We start from the raw sequence: 15801 nt of genomic DNA, 5'->3' as shown, positions 1-15801 counted from the left end.
TTACGGCGTGAGCTTGCCTAGCAACACCAGGCTGAGCCTAACGGAAAACTCATGCATGCAGATCGGCTCTGTATGACCGCATTGAGGCCTCGTTCTTGGTGTTGGAACGTCTTGGAGGAGGCACATTTCAGGGGCCAAAGCGACAGGCAAAATTTCGGGTAGTGCCGATAGGTTGCGAGGGTGGGATCGGCCAGTACCCAACTGGCAGTCCACCACTGCTACCTCGTCGTCGCGGGAACTGTCACCTGTACATCAACCTTTTTAAGCTGAAGCCTGTCACGGCACTCGCCATGATCGCTCCGATTCGCTAGGTCTGACGTGATCGATTTCACGTGGCCTAGTCTAATCATCGAGTTCGCTGATGGTATCGATCTCGGGCGCGTAGGAGTGCCTGCATTACGTGCGCAATGTTCGGGGAGAATGTCACATGGAGTTCACGTCACACCTTATTGATACAAAGATCATGGGCGTGAATATCGGTGCTGAGTTGACCGTGGGGGAATACCTGCGCTTCGCACCGGGCATTCTCGACAAGAACGAGTATCAGCGTCGCCGAGTCAAGAGCTCGGGCAAAACCTATGACTTGCTCCGTAAAGATCTGATTCAGGGCTGCGTTATGCCTCCGATCATTCTAGCCGTTACCAATGCGTATGGCGGCGAGCTAGACGCATTAGTCCGTGGTGCGATAGCCGAAGGCCCGCGGTTCGACGCGTGGAATCAGATCGAGGATTTCATTCGAAGGGCAACCGCGGATGGCGAGCTTTTAATCCTGGACGGCCTTCAACGATCTCTCACGATAGAGGGAATTGGCTCAGGTCGGGACGTCGATCTTAACTCTGAAGAGAAGCTGGCCTTCTTCAATCACAAAATCCGAGTCGAGGTTTATGTTGGCCTATCAAAGACTGGCATCCTGTATCGTATGCTGACGTTGAACACAGGACAGACGCCGATGTCGTTCCGGCATCAGCTGGAAATCCTGTACTATGACTATGTTGACAACGACGACCTCCCAGAGGGTATTTCGATCTTGAAGGAGATTGACGAAAAAAGAGCACGTGGCGGCGGCCGTTACAAATATGCAGATGTGGTCGATATGTTCTACGCCTTCTCCACGGGTTCGCCCATGCCCTACGACAAGCAAGCACTCGTCGGTGAATTGCGAGAAATGAACTTTCTTGAAAGCTATACCTTCCGGCCTGAGGCCGACGACATGAAAACGTTGCTTGTCCTCTATCATGATTTTGTCGCCAGGATCATGGATCGCGCCGGCGATTGGAGCGCGACAATCGAGGAAGAGGGGGGCTTGCTTCGCCCCTTTGGTACTAATGTCCCTTCCATCTTTGCGCGACCACAGCCGATGGCTGGCTTTGGCGCAGAATGTAAACGCTTAGTTACGAATGGTATAGTCGACAATGTTGAGACCCTCAATGAGATTATAACCAAGCTCTTTTTCTCTGAAGATCCGTCTGTTGCTCTTGAGCAGTTGCTGCAAGTGCTTGATGAAATTGCCAAGAAAGCGAAACGAATCGGTGACGCGCAACGTCTATATTTTCAACTCGCGATTCGCGCGCTTTTGCTTCCCGAGAGCGAAAGCTATCTTGATCTGTCGAGATGCTGGCTAAGGGGGCAGGAAAATTATGAGATGATGTACGCCTGACATGGCTGCTGCCGACGACTTTTTTGACCTGTCCAAGGATGAGGTCGCCGAGCTCGCCATCGAGATCAGCGAGACCGACGTAGGCTGCCGTGTTGATTCCGGTGCCGGCCAATTGTTTGAGGTCGTGAATTGCACGGTACCCGACGAGCGCCGCGACCCGTTGCTTTATAGCTCTTTCGTTTGCCAGACAGCCCATGTCGGTGAACGCGAGACTCGTGTGTTGGTCGTTCCGATCACTGGCGCCACGCTAGGTTATGTCTTCCCAATCACCGCGTTTAGAGACAGCGAGAATTTCCAAGGGACATGGCCCCGCCGCTTTGCGGACGTTGGGTTTCGATACGCAACCACTTTTACCGCTCTTGCGAACTTCGGCGCTGCAGTTTCGATCGAATCTCTGCGCGATCACACGCTTTATCTCGACCAAGTTTTCGACGATAGGCTCTCCATAGCAGTGCTGGGAAACGAGGCGCGAGAGGGCCTTTTCGCCGACCCCGACACGTTAGAACTCATGCTGTTCAAACATGGGGTCGGCATAGTCAACTCTCGTCTAGAGATCTTGCAGACTCCGGTTCCGTCGCCTTGGAGCAACCGAATCAAGCTCACAAAGCCTGGGCCTCTCGTGGCGCGAGAGGCTGCGGTATTTCTCAGCTTACTGAAGAGCGCTGACCGAGACCGAGTAGGCGTTGGTGCATTTATGCATCTCTACCAAGCGCTCGAGTTTTGCATTGACCACATATTTGGCTGGGGCGTCGAAAGGATCGCGCGGCAGCGGCTCGACACATGGGAGATGAAGAACCAGCTTTCTCAGATCACGGGAGAGCCGTACCGACTTTCGCTTCTTGATGCCGAATACCTTCGGACGTTATCGAGCCGCGCCACCTTGAATGATCTGGCAGATGGCTGCCGTGATTTCTTGAGCAGGCTGAACGTCGAGTTTGATGGCAATACGCCCTGGCACAAACTGCTCTATAAGTGCCGCAACATCATCGTGCACAATCAGATCATGATGATGAAGGTGCCGAACGTACCACTCCAAACCGTAGTCAATACCCTTCGGACTGCCGCGATCGAAATTCTGTTCTGCTTCGACACGCTGCCCGCCGAAGAAGCCGCCTGACATTCGGAGTTACCGGCCCATTCGAAACAACATATGTGAAGGCTTAGTGCGGTTATCGGCTCGGGTCCTCCAAAATTGGGGGTTCAGTTACGACCGGCAAGAATGGGGCGGAGCAGGACCTAGATGCGCAGCCTGCAATGTCAGCTCTCAGGAAGCTGCGATGGCCGCCGCAATGACCGACATGCTGCGCATTTCGGTCCGGCAACGGAGCGTCGTGCAGGCCTGGGTCTGTCGATCTCCGCGACGCGCCTATTGCGTTATTTCAGGTGCCGAATGATCTTGGGTCCCGAGGGGCTGCCGGCACGAAATGGCGGGCGATTTTTTTGAGACTTTCAGCATGAGCGATCCTACTCGACCGAACTTCGTGACGAAGACCGACGTGGTTCCTGAGCTGTGGCAGTTCATCAATGGGCTTCGTCCAGACGATCTAGTTGCCGAACTGATTCAGAATGAGATTGACGCGGGTTCTACCCATACGATCATCAGCTTCGAGCCGGATCGCTTTACGTGCACCGGCAATGGTGCCCCCGTCGACGATGGCGGTTGGAAGCGGTTGAGTTTTCTTCGGGGTGCGGGCGATCTTGCCCCTCGGAAGGGAAGCATGATCGGCGTGAAGAATCACGGCCTGAAGGCCTGCTTCTCTATTGGGGACGACATTTTCATTCGATCAGCCGGGCGCTATGCCCAACAGACGCTCTACAAGTATGGCTACGACTCTGCGCCCGTGCCCGGCGCAAGCGAGGAACCTCTCGACGATCCGACTGCACCAACCGATCGCGGCACCATAATCGAGGTGAGATACCGCAAGCAGGCAATTAGGGTGTCGGCCGGCGAAGAAATCACGCTGAAGGAGTGCGATCCCGAAATTATTGGTTCGTTGTTCGGAGCTGCAGTCGTCGACATCCCGCCTCGCTTCATCGGTGTCCTGGCGCCTGGTGCGAACCAAAAGTACACGGTAGAGCTCCGTCACCACGAGAAGGGCTACGCAACGTTCAACTTCGAGAGCACCCGACCAACTAAGGCTGGCTCGCTAATTTCTTGCGTAAGGAAGTGTTCGGTCGAGGCGGAAACCGAAGCGCAGGTAGCTGCTCCGATATCCGAACGTGTTTTCACGACAACCGTCGCCCCGCCAGCTGCGAAGATCGACTTCCCTTCGTTCTATCAGGAGGAGCGTCGGGCTCGAATTGAGGTGTCCTGGCCCGAGAGCAAGACCGGAAGGCCGCTCCCAGAACACGGTCGGCTTAGGTATCCAATCGCGTATGCTGGGGAAGGTGAGTATGCCACCACCGGACTTGGGGTTCATTACTCAGCGCCTTTCAAGAGCGATACCGAACGACATGGACTAGCGGCCGGGTCTAGCGACTGGAACACTGCGCTTGTCAAAGCGTGCGACGAGCTCCTGGTCGATGCGGTCAAGCGCTTCCTGATCCCCAAGGTAGGCGGGAAGGCGTTGGACCTCTTAGTCGACGCCATCAGCCCTAATCTGGCAAGGACCACGCAACTGGTTGAAGCTTCAATCAAGCGATCGGCAATCCCGTTCGCCGACCGGCGGAAGAAGCGGAAGGGGGCAGGTGGTCCCAGCTACCGGTTCGTAGTCCCGCTCGCATCGGCCAACCTATCGGTCGTCGACTCGGACCTGGCGGCGGTGGCACCCACGGAATACGAGCACTTATCATCAAGCGTGCATCCCGAGATCGTTCGGCTAATCGCGAGCCGCGATCTCGATGGGTATGGAGACACACACGTCATATTCGATGAGACGGACGCGCTCCTCCGGCTGTCTCATGTAAACCAGAACCCACGGTTCCCTTGGGTGAGTGTTTCAGCTTGCCAGGAGTGTCTGCGGAGTCCGAAGGCAGTTCGACTGCACCTGGACGCAATCTGGAAGACGGTCGCGTACCGGCGTACTCAGACAAAATCGAAGGTGGATGCCCCCTTTCACGACAAGGTGATCCTTCCGAGCAATGAAAGGAAGACGTACTACACCGCGAACCTGCGGCTCGGTGCTCACCTGCCATCCGGACTACCGATTGACTTGTCGCCGCCGCTTGTTCATCCGGATATCGCGGACCATCCACTGCTTGGACAGCGGGGATGGGATCTCAAGACCTACACCATAGACGAGTTCCTCGATCGGTTCTTGAGTGCCGAGCGACCACCCGACGTCCGGTTGGAGATGTTCCGTTGGGTGGAGCGGAGCGGGAACGAGATACCGGTCCGTGCCTGGACCTCGATCCGAGAGCTTCCAATTTGGCCAGACCAGAGCAGCGGTGCCCCCGGTAGTCTGGATGAGCTTTGCAAACCGGCTTCAGCGATCGTGGAAGAGATCCTCGATCAGGCCATTCGGGTGCCGGCTCAACGCGTCTTGGCTTTGGTCGCGCCGTTGAAACGCCGTTCACTAGCACTACCGATCCGGACTGTCCCCACATCGGGCGAGATAACGAATTGGCTCAACGCCAGCATCGATGGACTTCCATTCGATCGCCCGCTTCTCGACAACGAGGTCGATCGACTCCGCCTATTCGAACGGAATGCGCAGACCTTGGCGCAGGATGCTCGTCTCTTCGCGACGCTAGAAGCCCTTGCGCCGCAGATACCCGCTATGAACCAAGCGGGCCGGCTTGGGTTGGCCTCGGACTTCGTTTCCGCAGGAGATTTTGGTGCCCTCAGTCTGCGGCCTGAGTTCCTGATCGACAGGATAGGCACAGACCTCGATCGGGTTGTTCCGCCGATGCCGGCCCCCACTTCGCAGATGGTTATAGAGTCGCTTCGAGAAGACCCGGAGAACCAGAAGGCTCTCATACCGCGTCTGCGATGCCTCGGGGAACTCAACCCAGACAGCAAGGCAGGCCTCGGCGTAGCTGACATCACTTGTATTCCAGCACATGGGCGTTTCCGAAGGCCAGACGCTCTTGCCTTCAAGAGCAACCGAGGCAACTTCTGGGGGAAATGGCGCGACGAGATTCCGGGCCTCGCTGACTCGGAACAGCGGCTATTTAAGAGAGCCGGTGTGATCGCAGCCGAGCCGAACGCCGCCAGTTCGCAGGCATTCTTCTCTTGGTTGGCAGAAGATGGCGCTCGGCTTGGGCAGCACCTTCAGCAGGTTGTCCGACAATTCGCTCACGACGGCGGTCCCAGCAGCTGGTGGGACGTGCAGGACCAGTTGCCCTGCCTCGCCGTCCAGATTGCGACTGGCTTCGCGCTAGTCTCGCACAAGGACGCAATGCGAAGTCCGCCTAGCTATTTCCTCAACGACTTTCCCGAGCTCGGAGAATCCATAGAGTCTGCCGGCTTTCCAGTCGGGCTTGTGGTGTCCCAGATAGAGGGCGTGAGATCTCCTATTTTCGAGATCGTCAGGAGCGCTGGTGGCCATTCGCTGAGAGCCAAGGCCGGTGCGCCGCGTCAGGTGCGTGGATCGGGGGCTTCGACCGTCCCGCCGTGGGCGATGCCGCTGCTCGGCGCATACCGAACCAGACGAGCCGAGGAAGATCTGCAGAAGGCACTAGTCCAGCTTGGCATTCCAACGGCCCTGGTTCGCTCTCGGTGGACCGCCAGTCTCGCCGCTATACAACGGGTCATAGGTGCCGACGAGGTGATCGCTACCTTCAAAATAGGCCGCCATGGATTTGATGCGAAGGTTCGCCATGCGTTTGACGAGTCCTCGGGGACTCTATGGCTGGCGCAACGTGCTAACCGGGAGATGGAAGATGCCTTCTTCGACGCTCTCGCGGAGCGAGTGTTTGTAGCGAATGCACCGGCCTACTGTGCCGCGGCCCTCGAGCGCGCCCTGCACCATCAAGTGCATGAGGTCCGGAAGCCCGTGCAGAGTGAAACTGCTCCTGAGGACGAGGAACCCTTTGATGACGATGAAGGCGATCTGGGCGAAACGCCTGTCGGCCATCATGATTGGAGACCAGATCCGTCGAAAAACATTCCGGCGCCCACCCCCATAAAGGATTTACCGAAGAAGAACGCTTCAACAAGGAACACGGGAAAGCGCAAGCATCAACGGGCAGCGGTTCCCAACGAGGCTGAGCACATTCATAATTTGAAAGAGAGGCAGTACGCTTGGCATTGCCAAGTCGCCCTGGCTGGCGACAAGCCATCGATCCTCGCGCCTAAACGCAGCTACGCTGAGTTCCAGGAGAACCGAAAAAGGCTCATTGATGCGCATCACCCTGACCTCGTTGAAGCGGGTGGCGCACGCCACGCTGGTAACGTCCTAATTCTGTCGCACCTGTCTCATCATCGCTACGGGCGACACATTTCGCGTCAGAGCATCACCGAAGCTTTGAGGGCAGGCGGCGTGCTCCGAAGCGTCCAGTACGGCAGCGGGAAGGAAAGGGTCGTGGTTGAGGGCGTCGTGATCACCCTCGACCTACCTGCGATTGGCGAAAGGGTGTCGTTGTTCTTCACGGACGAGCACCGTGAATATTGGTTGTCAAAAGCGGTACAGCAGCGGCAACCTCATCTCGGAGAATAGGCCCACAAACTGCGCCCACACCGTTGCAACGGATGGGAGCTTTCCGTATGGCCGGAACGAGGAGCAAAGCTGCCGCCCCGTTGAAACGAAATTTGGCAATTAGCGTCCACGGAAAGCCTATAACAGCCATCTCAATTCACAAAATTATGTGGGGTGAAAAGTGGGTTTATCTTTAATCATTTTAAAATTTGGAAGCATTCCAATAGCTTGATCAGGCAAATGGCGGAGAGAGCGGATTCGAACCGCTTCCTGGTCGGTTCGTTTCGGTGTGAATACCCATTTCGCACTTTTCGCCGTTTCCGAGGATCATCCAGTGCCGACGAAGGTTCGCGTTGAGACGCGAAGTACGTGTCCCGCACTTCAGGGTATACCCTCGCGTGGCGTAACCTGGCCGGGACCGCATGACGTAACATCGGGGTCCGCAACGCCAATTTGTGACACGGTAGCGTCAGGCCTAAACCTCGAAGTGACATTGGCTTCGTCGCCGTCGCGTTGGTTGAAAAGATGGTCGGCTGCCGCAATCGAGCGGCGGCCGGGGAGAGCTTAGCACGCAGCTCGTTCTCTACGTAGAGGCAGCGCCCCTGCGTGCACCAGATTAACCCAATGGCAGCTTTGCGCCTCATGTTGGTCGTAGCTTAAGACTTGCCTCTCCCTAGAAGCAGACATTTTGCGGTGAGGTTTAGATTTGGCTTGTGACCGCTCCAGCTCGGCAGTCAAAGATCGGCGTACATCCGCGCCGGCTTGATATATTATACATGCCCTCGGCGGGCCGATAAGATCGATGCCATGTGTCGTTCAGACTATAGCTTCCTTCGAACCAACGTAAATTCGTCGCGGTGTATGCGAACCTCCACTAGCAGGTCGACGGGACGGGGCCTTTGCAAATTTTCGAACGCGCTTAATACAGTTGCGGCTAGGGCGCTAACATCGATTTTGGGTCCTCAAAGCTTTACTTCCGCGATAATTTACTCGAAGACATGCTGGCAGACGGATAGTTCATCAATCTCCAGGCGTCGACCGCTGCTTCTGGGAAGCAACGCTTAAAGCACAATTTAACATTTAGCCAAAAGTTCTTCAGACAGAAACGAGCAAAACGCGAGTCTGGCACCTAGGCACGCAGTTGATATGGCGGCGGGATCTCCATCAATTTGCGTCAAAGCAGTCTTGAGCCCATGCCACAGATGACCGCCTTCGCCATGACGCAGGAAGCCGGGTGCCTGTCGCGAGCGGCTTGCCAGCTGTTTTTAAAGGGCTGAAGGATTGCGCTCGCGCCCAGACGACTACCTTCCAACACGTAGCTCCAACCAAGCAGCGTACCTTGATCAGCATCAATATTCAGGATGCCAATTGGTGGCGGAACAACTCCGAATTGCCCTAGGCTGCAAACTCATAAACAGACTACCGTTTTGTGATGTGTTCTGATTCAAGGCTTCTTTTGGAGGCTTGAATGAGTCGTTGCGAACTGAGCGATTTTGAATGGAGCGTGATCCAGCCAAACTTGCCTTCCAAGGTTCGCGGCGTGGCGCGTGTCGATGACCGTCGGGTTCTCAACGGCATCCTGTGGCGGTTCCGAACCGCCTCGCCCTTGGCCGATGTGCCGGAGCGCTACGGCCCCCTACACCACCTGCTACAACCGGTTTGTTCGATGGCGCAAAGCCGGGGGTCTGGGATCGGCTTTTGGCGGCGGTTTCCAAGGCTTTCGACGATGACATTGTTATGATCGACAGTTCCTGTGTTTGCGTTCACCAGCACGAGGCCACGGCAAAAAAGGGGGCTCCGACCATGGTTGCATGGGACGTTCCCGTGGCGGGCTCACCACGAAAATCCATGCGCTTGTCGATGCCGAAGGCAGGTCGATCGATCTCGTCCTGACGGCAGGACAGGCGCATGAGGGCAAGCCTGCCGCTGCCATGCTGGAAACGCTCAAGCCCAATGCGATCCTGCTTGCTGACCGTGCCTACCACAGCGACGCGATCCGAAACCTTGCAGCGCAAGGCGCTTGGGCCAATATCCCGCCCAAGAAGAACAGAACCGGCAGCTTCCCGTTCTGCACATGGGTCTACAGGCAGCGAAATCTGGTTGAGCGATACTTCAACAAGCTCAAGCAGTTCAGAGGCATAGCCACCCGATACGACCGAGACCGGCTCAACTTCCTCGCTGCAATCAAATTCGCATCAGTCCGTATCTGGTTGCGCCATTATGAGTCTGCGGCCTAGATCATCGGCGAGCGCGTGCCTGCGCCGGCGCTTGTCCCAATCCGACAGAACATTTTTTTCGAGGTTCAATCAGCTTGTGCTGAAATGGTTCCGTATTTCTCGGATTTCCCGTTTGCCAGCAGGTCAGATGTCTCTGCTAGTGCTGTTCTTGCAAAGTCCCAGTCGAAAAAATTCTCTTCGGGCTTCAATACTTCCAACGCCGACTTGAACGTCAAGGCCGCATCTTGAACTAGACTATGTTTATCTTCCCATAAGCCTAGATTGAATAGAACGACACCAATGTTGCACTGGGTCATAGCCCAATCGAAGGGTAACTGTTCACGTGTCCGCACTTCTAAGGCAGCACGAAAAGCTGCCAGCGCCTCCGCCATATGTGGCGCCCAGTCGTCCTCCCAGAGGCCTACGCTCGAGTGTGCTACGCCAAGATGATGTTTCGCGTCACCCCAACCCTGCGGATCCCGTTCGCGCGACCTTTCTTGCAACGCGGATTTGTACGAAGTGACCGCCTCTTCGAAATAGGCAATCTCATCCTCGCGCTCGCCGAGAAGTTGGAAGACCCGTCCAATGCTCTCTTGAATTTCCACCCAATCGGCTGGAACGTTCTGACGCGTCCACACAGTAGACGCGGCCCGGAATGCAACAACCGCTTCCTCTAGCCTGTCAGTGCCCGTTTCTCGTTTGCTGAGAGCATGGAGAGTGACGCCGAGGTTAAACTGCGCCTGGGCCCAATCCATCGGCACGACGTCTGGCGTCCAGACCTCTAGTGCAGCCCTATAGGCGGCTAACGCTCTCTCCAAAAATATTGGGTCGTCGTCTCGCCTGCCCAGTCTTGAAAGCGAGGCGCCCAAATTAAGCTGTGTATTACCCCAGCTAAGTGGCGCTTTCTCGCGAGGACGCGCCTCCAAGGCCGCCAAGCAAGCCGCAACCGCCTGTTCAAGTCGCTCAGTTCCCTTTTCACGATCACCAAGATTGGCAAACGCACTGGCTAGGTTTGACTGAACCATCGCCCAATCTAGCGGCGCCGACTCGCGAGTGAATACACCCAATGCCGAATTGTGCGCGAGGATCCCCTCCTCAATAAGCATGGTATCGTTGTTGATTTCACCCAGTCTCGCAAGCGATGCGCCCAAGTTGTTCTGTGTTGAAGCCCAATCAACAGGGACCAGATCTCGCCTCCGCTCCTCTAAGGCTGCCCTAAGAGCCGTGATGGATTCCCGCAGTAACCGAGACTGATCAGACTCCCGTCGAGCAAGCATAGCAAGCGCGTTGCCTAGGCTGTTTTGTATCGCGGCCCATTCAAGAGGCACTCGCTCCCGCGCACATTCATCTGCTGCAGCACGAAGGATAGCAATTGAGGCCAAGAGCGCTGGATACTCGCCCTTTTTGTTGCCACGGTCGGAATACTCCTGGCCTTTTTTGTGTAAGAACTCGCCCACCTCATCTTGTGTTATTCGACCTTCCTCGTGTGCAATTTGGCGAAGCTTCGCCACAACTGCGAGTGGTCTGACACCTAGCTCATCGAACCGTATGGCCTCCTCCAAAAGCCTTATGCGCCGCCTAGTGTGCGCCATTCTGCGCTCGTCTTCGACTAGTGCACCGCGCTCTAACTCTGCTATCAAAGCTGCCGATGCATCACCGCTGCCATCACGAAACAGACGCTCTGCTTCGCGCCGAGCAGCCTCGAAGGCTTCGTCCTCGTTCGTCCTACGGCCAAGTTCGGTCCTGGCTGTTTCAATCCAGTTTTCGAGCCAGCCGACGATGTCTTTTTGGGCGACGCTTTCGCCCCCAAGCCGAGCAACTATGTTCTGCACTGCGCGTTGGGAGATGCCTTCTTGGAGTGCTAAGGAGAATATCCCTCCCTGGTTGACTATCGCTAGAAGGCTGTCGAGCTTGACGCTGTCGAGCTGCTGTTGCGAACGAATAGTCTCGGTTTCAGTTCGGATAGCCTTTGCCTCGACGAATACGCGTTCGAGGCCAATCTCCACCACCTCAGTGCGCTGCCTAATACGTGCGAGCTGTTCGGCCGTCCAAATAGACCTGAAATTCTGGTTCTGCTTGAGTCTCGCTGCACCGTCACGAACGAAAAGATCGAACCAACCCTCGCCCTGTCGTCGAAAGACTGATTGGAAAAGCGAGGGTAGCTCGGTTTCCAAAGTTCCTGTCTCCAAAAGCAATTCCTGCAGCGCTAAGCTTTCAATCTCTATACGTGCTTGTCGGGCTGTCTCAGTTATATCCTCGGGGATTGCTTTGCCGCGCGCCGACAGAGCTGCGTCGAAAGCCCCAGGCAAATTGATGAATACGTCGCGCTCGAGTTCGCATGCGGCACCGCTACCGCGCCGTCCGACACGGCCAGCTTCACTAATGAATCTCTGAACCTCGCGCGAAAATCGGTCTGCGTTGGACCGTCTCTCGCGATCAGGATCATTGCGGCGAGCGTCATTGAAAAAATGGAGCACACTATTGAGTGCATCCAGATGGGATTGGCGAAGCGCTAGCAAAATATGATGATTTTCATCGACGCCTGAATTCTTCCGGAAGAAGGCTGAAATTAACCGATCCCCTTGGCTCTCAACTATTTTGTGAAGTACATTGCCACCTGCACCGGTCATCAAAGCTCCGGCGATCGCTGCAACAGTCAACGGTGCAGATGCACTCGCGGCAGCAAGGGCGGCTCCCGCAACGCCTAAGGTGACACAAGTGAGATAGTCTCTGAGCATGCTAAATTCCGAGCCGCATAATCTCCTTGACACAATGATCAAAACGGATGCTTTCGTCTACTAGCATCGGCGATGGCCGCCGCCGGGCAGGGTGGTTACGCCGGAGAGACTGCCAAGTCGATACTGCGACTTCCACCATCTTGAGGCCGTAGTGAGCGCCGCAACGGACTGATCAATCAACAATCGTGCTGTTGGGGTTGGCTCCTGGGCCGCACGAAACTATCAAATGGGGAGGAAAGTGGGGAAGGCTGCCGCCAGTCAGAGATCATGAATCGATTCAACATCTTGCTCAGAAAGGACTGGCGGAGACGGAGGGATTCGAACCCACGGTACGATTGGCTCCGGCCAACCGGCGTGTAGGCCAACGCCGGTGACGACCCAGGCCAAAAAGCGGATCGCAATCTTGTGCTACTTTTCTGTAACGCATGGTTTCTTTTAGAGATTTTGGTAGGCGATGCAAGGATTGAACCTGCCCCACCGATGTGAAGGGCGTGCTGTCTCGCGTAGATCATATATTTCGCATGCGCCCTTCAGTGTAAAGTCGATTATCACACTATCGGACATGCCCGGGGGGTTTTAACGTCAACTCATGGGCCAGCAGCGGAATGGCCGCATCTGAAATCATCATACTGTAAGCTGCCAGTCCGCTCTCGGCCCCATTCCAGTCGTTCCGACGAGACCTGCTAATCGAGAGAGAGGCAGGCGCTTACGTGATAAGTTCGAATTTCAAGACTTACGATTTGTCACGCATTCCGTCGATTTGATCGGCCCACCATTGCATCATCTGAACACGTTCTTCCCAATGGTCGCCTCGATGGTAAGCACGCCGCACAGAATCAGCATCTTTGTGCGCGAGCTGCCGTTCGATTGAATCGACCGACCACTTGCCGCTTTCATTTAACAACGTGCTGGCTGTGGCGCGGAATCCATGAGCGGTCGCCTCTGCCTTTGTGAATCCCATGCGCCGCAATGCTGCGTTGAGTGCGTTGTCGGACAACGGCTTTTTCCCAGATCTGGTGGAAGGGAATACCAAGTTTCCCCATCCTGTTATCGTCTGTAGGTCTTTTAGAAGGGCGATCGCTTGGGCCGGTAGCGGCACTCTATGCTCGCTGCGCATCTTCATTCGAGCGGCGGGTACTGTCCATAGCCCAACCGTCAAATCGAATTCCTTCCATTCCGCCTGCCTTATCTCACCTGGCCGAGGAAACAGTAGCGCGGACAATTCAAGAGCCATGCGAACTTCAGGCGTGCCTTCATAAGTGCGGATTGCCCTGAGAAGGCCCCCGAAGGCTTTAGCATCTAGAAATGCGGCATGGTGCTTCGTCTGCGGGCCAGCAATCGCTCCTTTCAGCGCTTGGGTGGGATCAGATACGCAAAGGGCCGACGCAATGCCGTAACGGAACACACTGCCGATAACGCCACGCATTCGCCGGGCAGTCTCCAGCCGACCGCGTTTCTCTACCTGTCGCAGAGCCACGAGTATTTCGGGCGCCGTGATCAGATTGATCGGGCGGGAGCCGAAGGTTGGACGAGCGAGATCGAGAACCCATTCTGTTTTTACGATCGTAGCTGTAGCCCGCCCTTTGCGTTTCTGTAGAGCAACATATTCGTCTGCGACCGCGTCAAACGTATTTGCGCGCGCCAAAGTCCCTGTAATTTTGTCGAGGCGCTTTTGGGCACTTGGATCGACGCCCACTCCCAGAAGACGTTTCGCATCATCCCTTCGCTTCCGTGCCTCAGCTAACCCCACATCTGGATAAGCGCCGAAGGCGAGCGTCTTTTCTTTGCTATCAAACCGGTACTTGAGACGCCAAAGCCGGGCCCCTTTTGACGTCACCAGAAGAAATAAGCCGCCGGCATCGGCAATTTTTCTATCCTTGTCGCCCGGCTTGAGTGCGCGAACGGCAGCGTCCGTAAGGGTCATTGGGGGTATCGCTTCGATTTGCTAAGCTCGATACCCCCAACGATACCCCCAATTTTGCTGAATGCAACTGGACATTGCTGGACTTCAGCGGCCAACGTGGCCAGCTAACTACCAGATTTCCTGCCATTGTTGGTCGAAGGTGGGCGTCGTTGGACGAGGTAATGGTGCCGCTTAGGTGACTCGAACACCTGACCCCATCATTACGAATGATGTGCTCTACCAACTGAGCTAAAGCGGCCCGGGAGGCCAAGGCCTCCAAGATGGGCAGGGTGATAGACTCAACCGGCCGCGAATTCAAGATGCGACTTGGCAAATCATGCAAGAGCCGCGCCCCGATCGAAACCGGCGTTCTGGCGTCCCTGCATGCCCGGAATCGCCGACATGTTCCGATTTTGTTTGCCGGAACATCGTGAAAATAGACTTTGGACGGTCTGTCGAGGCAGAATGCGGCTGCCCGCCCGTTGATTGATTGGTCGCCTGCGGCTAACCATCATGAAAGCTTGGGACAATTTGCAGAGGGATCTCGCTTGGACGCGATCGAAAAAGCGATCCGGAACGCCCTGGAAAAGGGCAATGCCGAGGACCGTGCGTTCCGCGAGAGGGTCTATCGTTCGGCCTTCGCCGCGCTCGACCGCGCGCTTCAGGCCAATCCCGGCGTGACCGTGGAAGTCGCCATCAAGCGCCGCAAGGCAATCCAGGCAAAAATCACCGAAATCGAATCCGAGTACCTGCCGGCGGTGCCCGGTGTTGCCCCGCAGATCGACGCGCCGGCGGTCGAGGCCGCGGCCGGCGCGGCGCCCGCGGTCGAGGCGGGCCCAAGGGCGTCATCGCCCGCTGTGACCGTCCACGGTCCCGGGCAGCCCGCTTCCGACGCACCGCGTTCGCGCGTGCTGCCGGTGGTTCCCGACATCATGCCGGATGCGACCCTGCCCGGTGCGCCAGCCATCGACATGTCGGTTCCAGCCTCTTCCGGTGCCGCCACGGAAGTCGCGCCCGATCGCGATGAGCGGCGCATTCGAGGCCGGCGGCTGCCGCTGACCGCCATTTTCTTCACGGTGACGCTGCTCGCGGCGATTGGCATCGGACTGTACTTTGCCATGCAAACCGGTGTGTTCAAGACCGCCGCGCAGCTCAATACCGCGCCGCCGGAAGCGCCGCCGACCGTCGAGGACGACGATTTCACCCCGGCCGATGGCGCCAACGCGCCGGCAAAGCCCGGTGCCGCGGACCTGTCGCGCGACTGGATCAATGTGTTTTCACCGTCCGACCCGACGCATGTCGCCGCTCCGTCCGACGCCAAGGCCGAGGTGATGAAGGACGACAGCGGGCCGTTCCTGCGCATCCAGTCCGGCGCCTCCGGCTCGGCGATCGCCTTCGATGTCGGACAGGGCGTGCTGGAAAAACTCGCCGGCAAGCACGCCGTGTTCGACATCATCGCCCGGGCCGAGGACGGCAAGGACACGCAGATATCCGTCGACTGCAATTTTGGCGAACTCGGCGATTGCGGCCGCAAGCGTTACGCGGTCGGCCAGCAGAAGAACGAATATCTGTTCGACGTGAAGTTTCCCGACAAGCATCCGGGCTCGGCCGGAACCATCGCCATCAATTCCGATTTCGACAAGCAGGGCAAGGCGGTCGACGTCTACGAGATCCGTGTCTCGGTCGAACCCTGAACTGAATTCGTTGC

At 56.6% G+C, this 15801-nt stretch carries 6 protein-coding genes, 1 tRNA gene and 1 pseudogene; 5 read left to right on the top strand and 3 right to left on the bottom strand.

Annotated elements, in window-relative coordinates; genetic code table 11:
- The first annotated feature begins 427 nt into the window (after positions 1-427).
- The 4 genes and pseudogenes from LB554_RS15055 to LB554_RS15040 all read left to right on the top strand — a co-directional run bounded on the left by LB554_RS15055 (position 428) and on the right by LB554_RS15040 (position 9473).
- On the top strand, positions 428-1657 hold the full coding sequence (locus LB554_RS15055) for a hypothetical protein (RefSeq protein WP_224585280.1): 1230 nt from the start codon (positions 428-430) through the stop codon (positions 1655-1657).
- A gap of 1 nt (position 1658) precedes the next feature.
- Positions 1659-2774 (top strand): hypothetical protein, encoded by a 1116-nt coding sequence (locus LB554_RS15050; RefSeq protein ID WP_224585278.1) that lies wholly within the window; start codon positions 1659-1661, stop codon positions 2772-2774.
- A gap of 307 nt (positions 2775-3081) precedes the next feature.
- On the top strand, positions 3082-7257 hold the full coding sequence (locus tag LB554_RS15045) for a hypothetical protein (RefSeq protein WP_224585276.1): 4176 nt from the start codon (positions 3082-3084) through the stop codon (positions 7255-7257).
- A 1447-nt stretch (positions 7258-8704) separates the two neighbouring features.
- Positions 8705-9473: pseudogene (locus LB554_RS15040) on the top strand (IS5 family transposase).
- A gap of 65 nt (positions 9474-9538) precedes the next feature.
- Here the strand turns inward: LB554_RS15040 and LB554_RS15035 are convergent.
- From LB554_RS15035 to LB554_RS15025, 3 genes are all read right to left on the bottom strand, one after another.
- A complete protein-coding gene (locus tag LB554_RS15035; protein WP_224585274.1) occupies positions 9539-12190 on the bottom strand; it encodes a tetratricopeptide repeat protein in 2652 nt (883 codons plus the stop codon).
- 733 nt (positions 12191-12923) lie between these two features.
- Positions 12924-14114 carry a tyrosine-type recombinase/integrase gene (locus LB554_RS15030; protein ID WP_224585272.1) on the bottom strand — a complete coding sequence of 397 codons (1191 nt, stop codon included), beginning with the start codon at positions 14112-14114 and terminating at the stop codon, positions 12924-12926.
- Between the two features lie 162 nt (positions 14115-14276).
- Positions 14277-14352: transfer RNA gene (locus tag LB554_RS15025), tRNA-Thr, on the bottom strand.
- A gap of 289 nt (positions 14353-14641) precedes the next feature.
- Between LB554_RS15025 and LB554_RS15020 the strand changes: the two genes are divergently transcribed.
- Entirely contained in the window at positions 14642-15787 is a 1146-nt protein-coding gene (locus tag LB554_RS15020) for a hypothetical protein (protein WP_224585270.1), read from the top strand.
- The last annotated feature ends 14 nt before the right edge of the window (positions 15788-15801 follow it).

Origin of the sequence: Mesorhizobium sp. CO1-1-11 (assembly GCF_020164995.1) — a bacterium.
In the GTDB taxonomy this organism is placed as follows: Bacteria; Pseudomonadota; Alphaproteobacteria; order Rhizobiales; family Rhizobiaceae; genus Mesorhizobium; species Mesorhizobium australicum.
The sequence above is the reverse complement of the archived record's forward strand: the minus strand, read 5'-3'. Positions and strand labels throughout refer to the sequence as shown.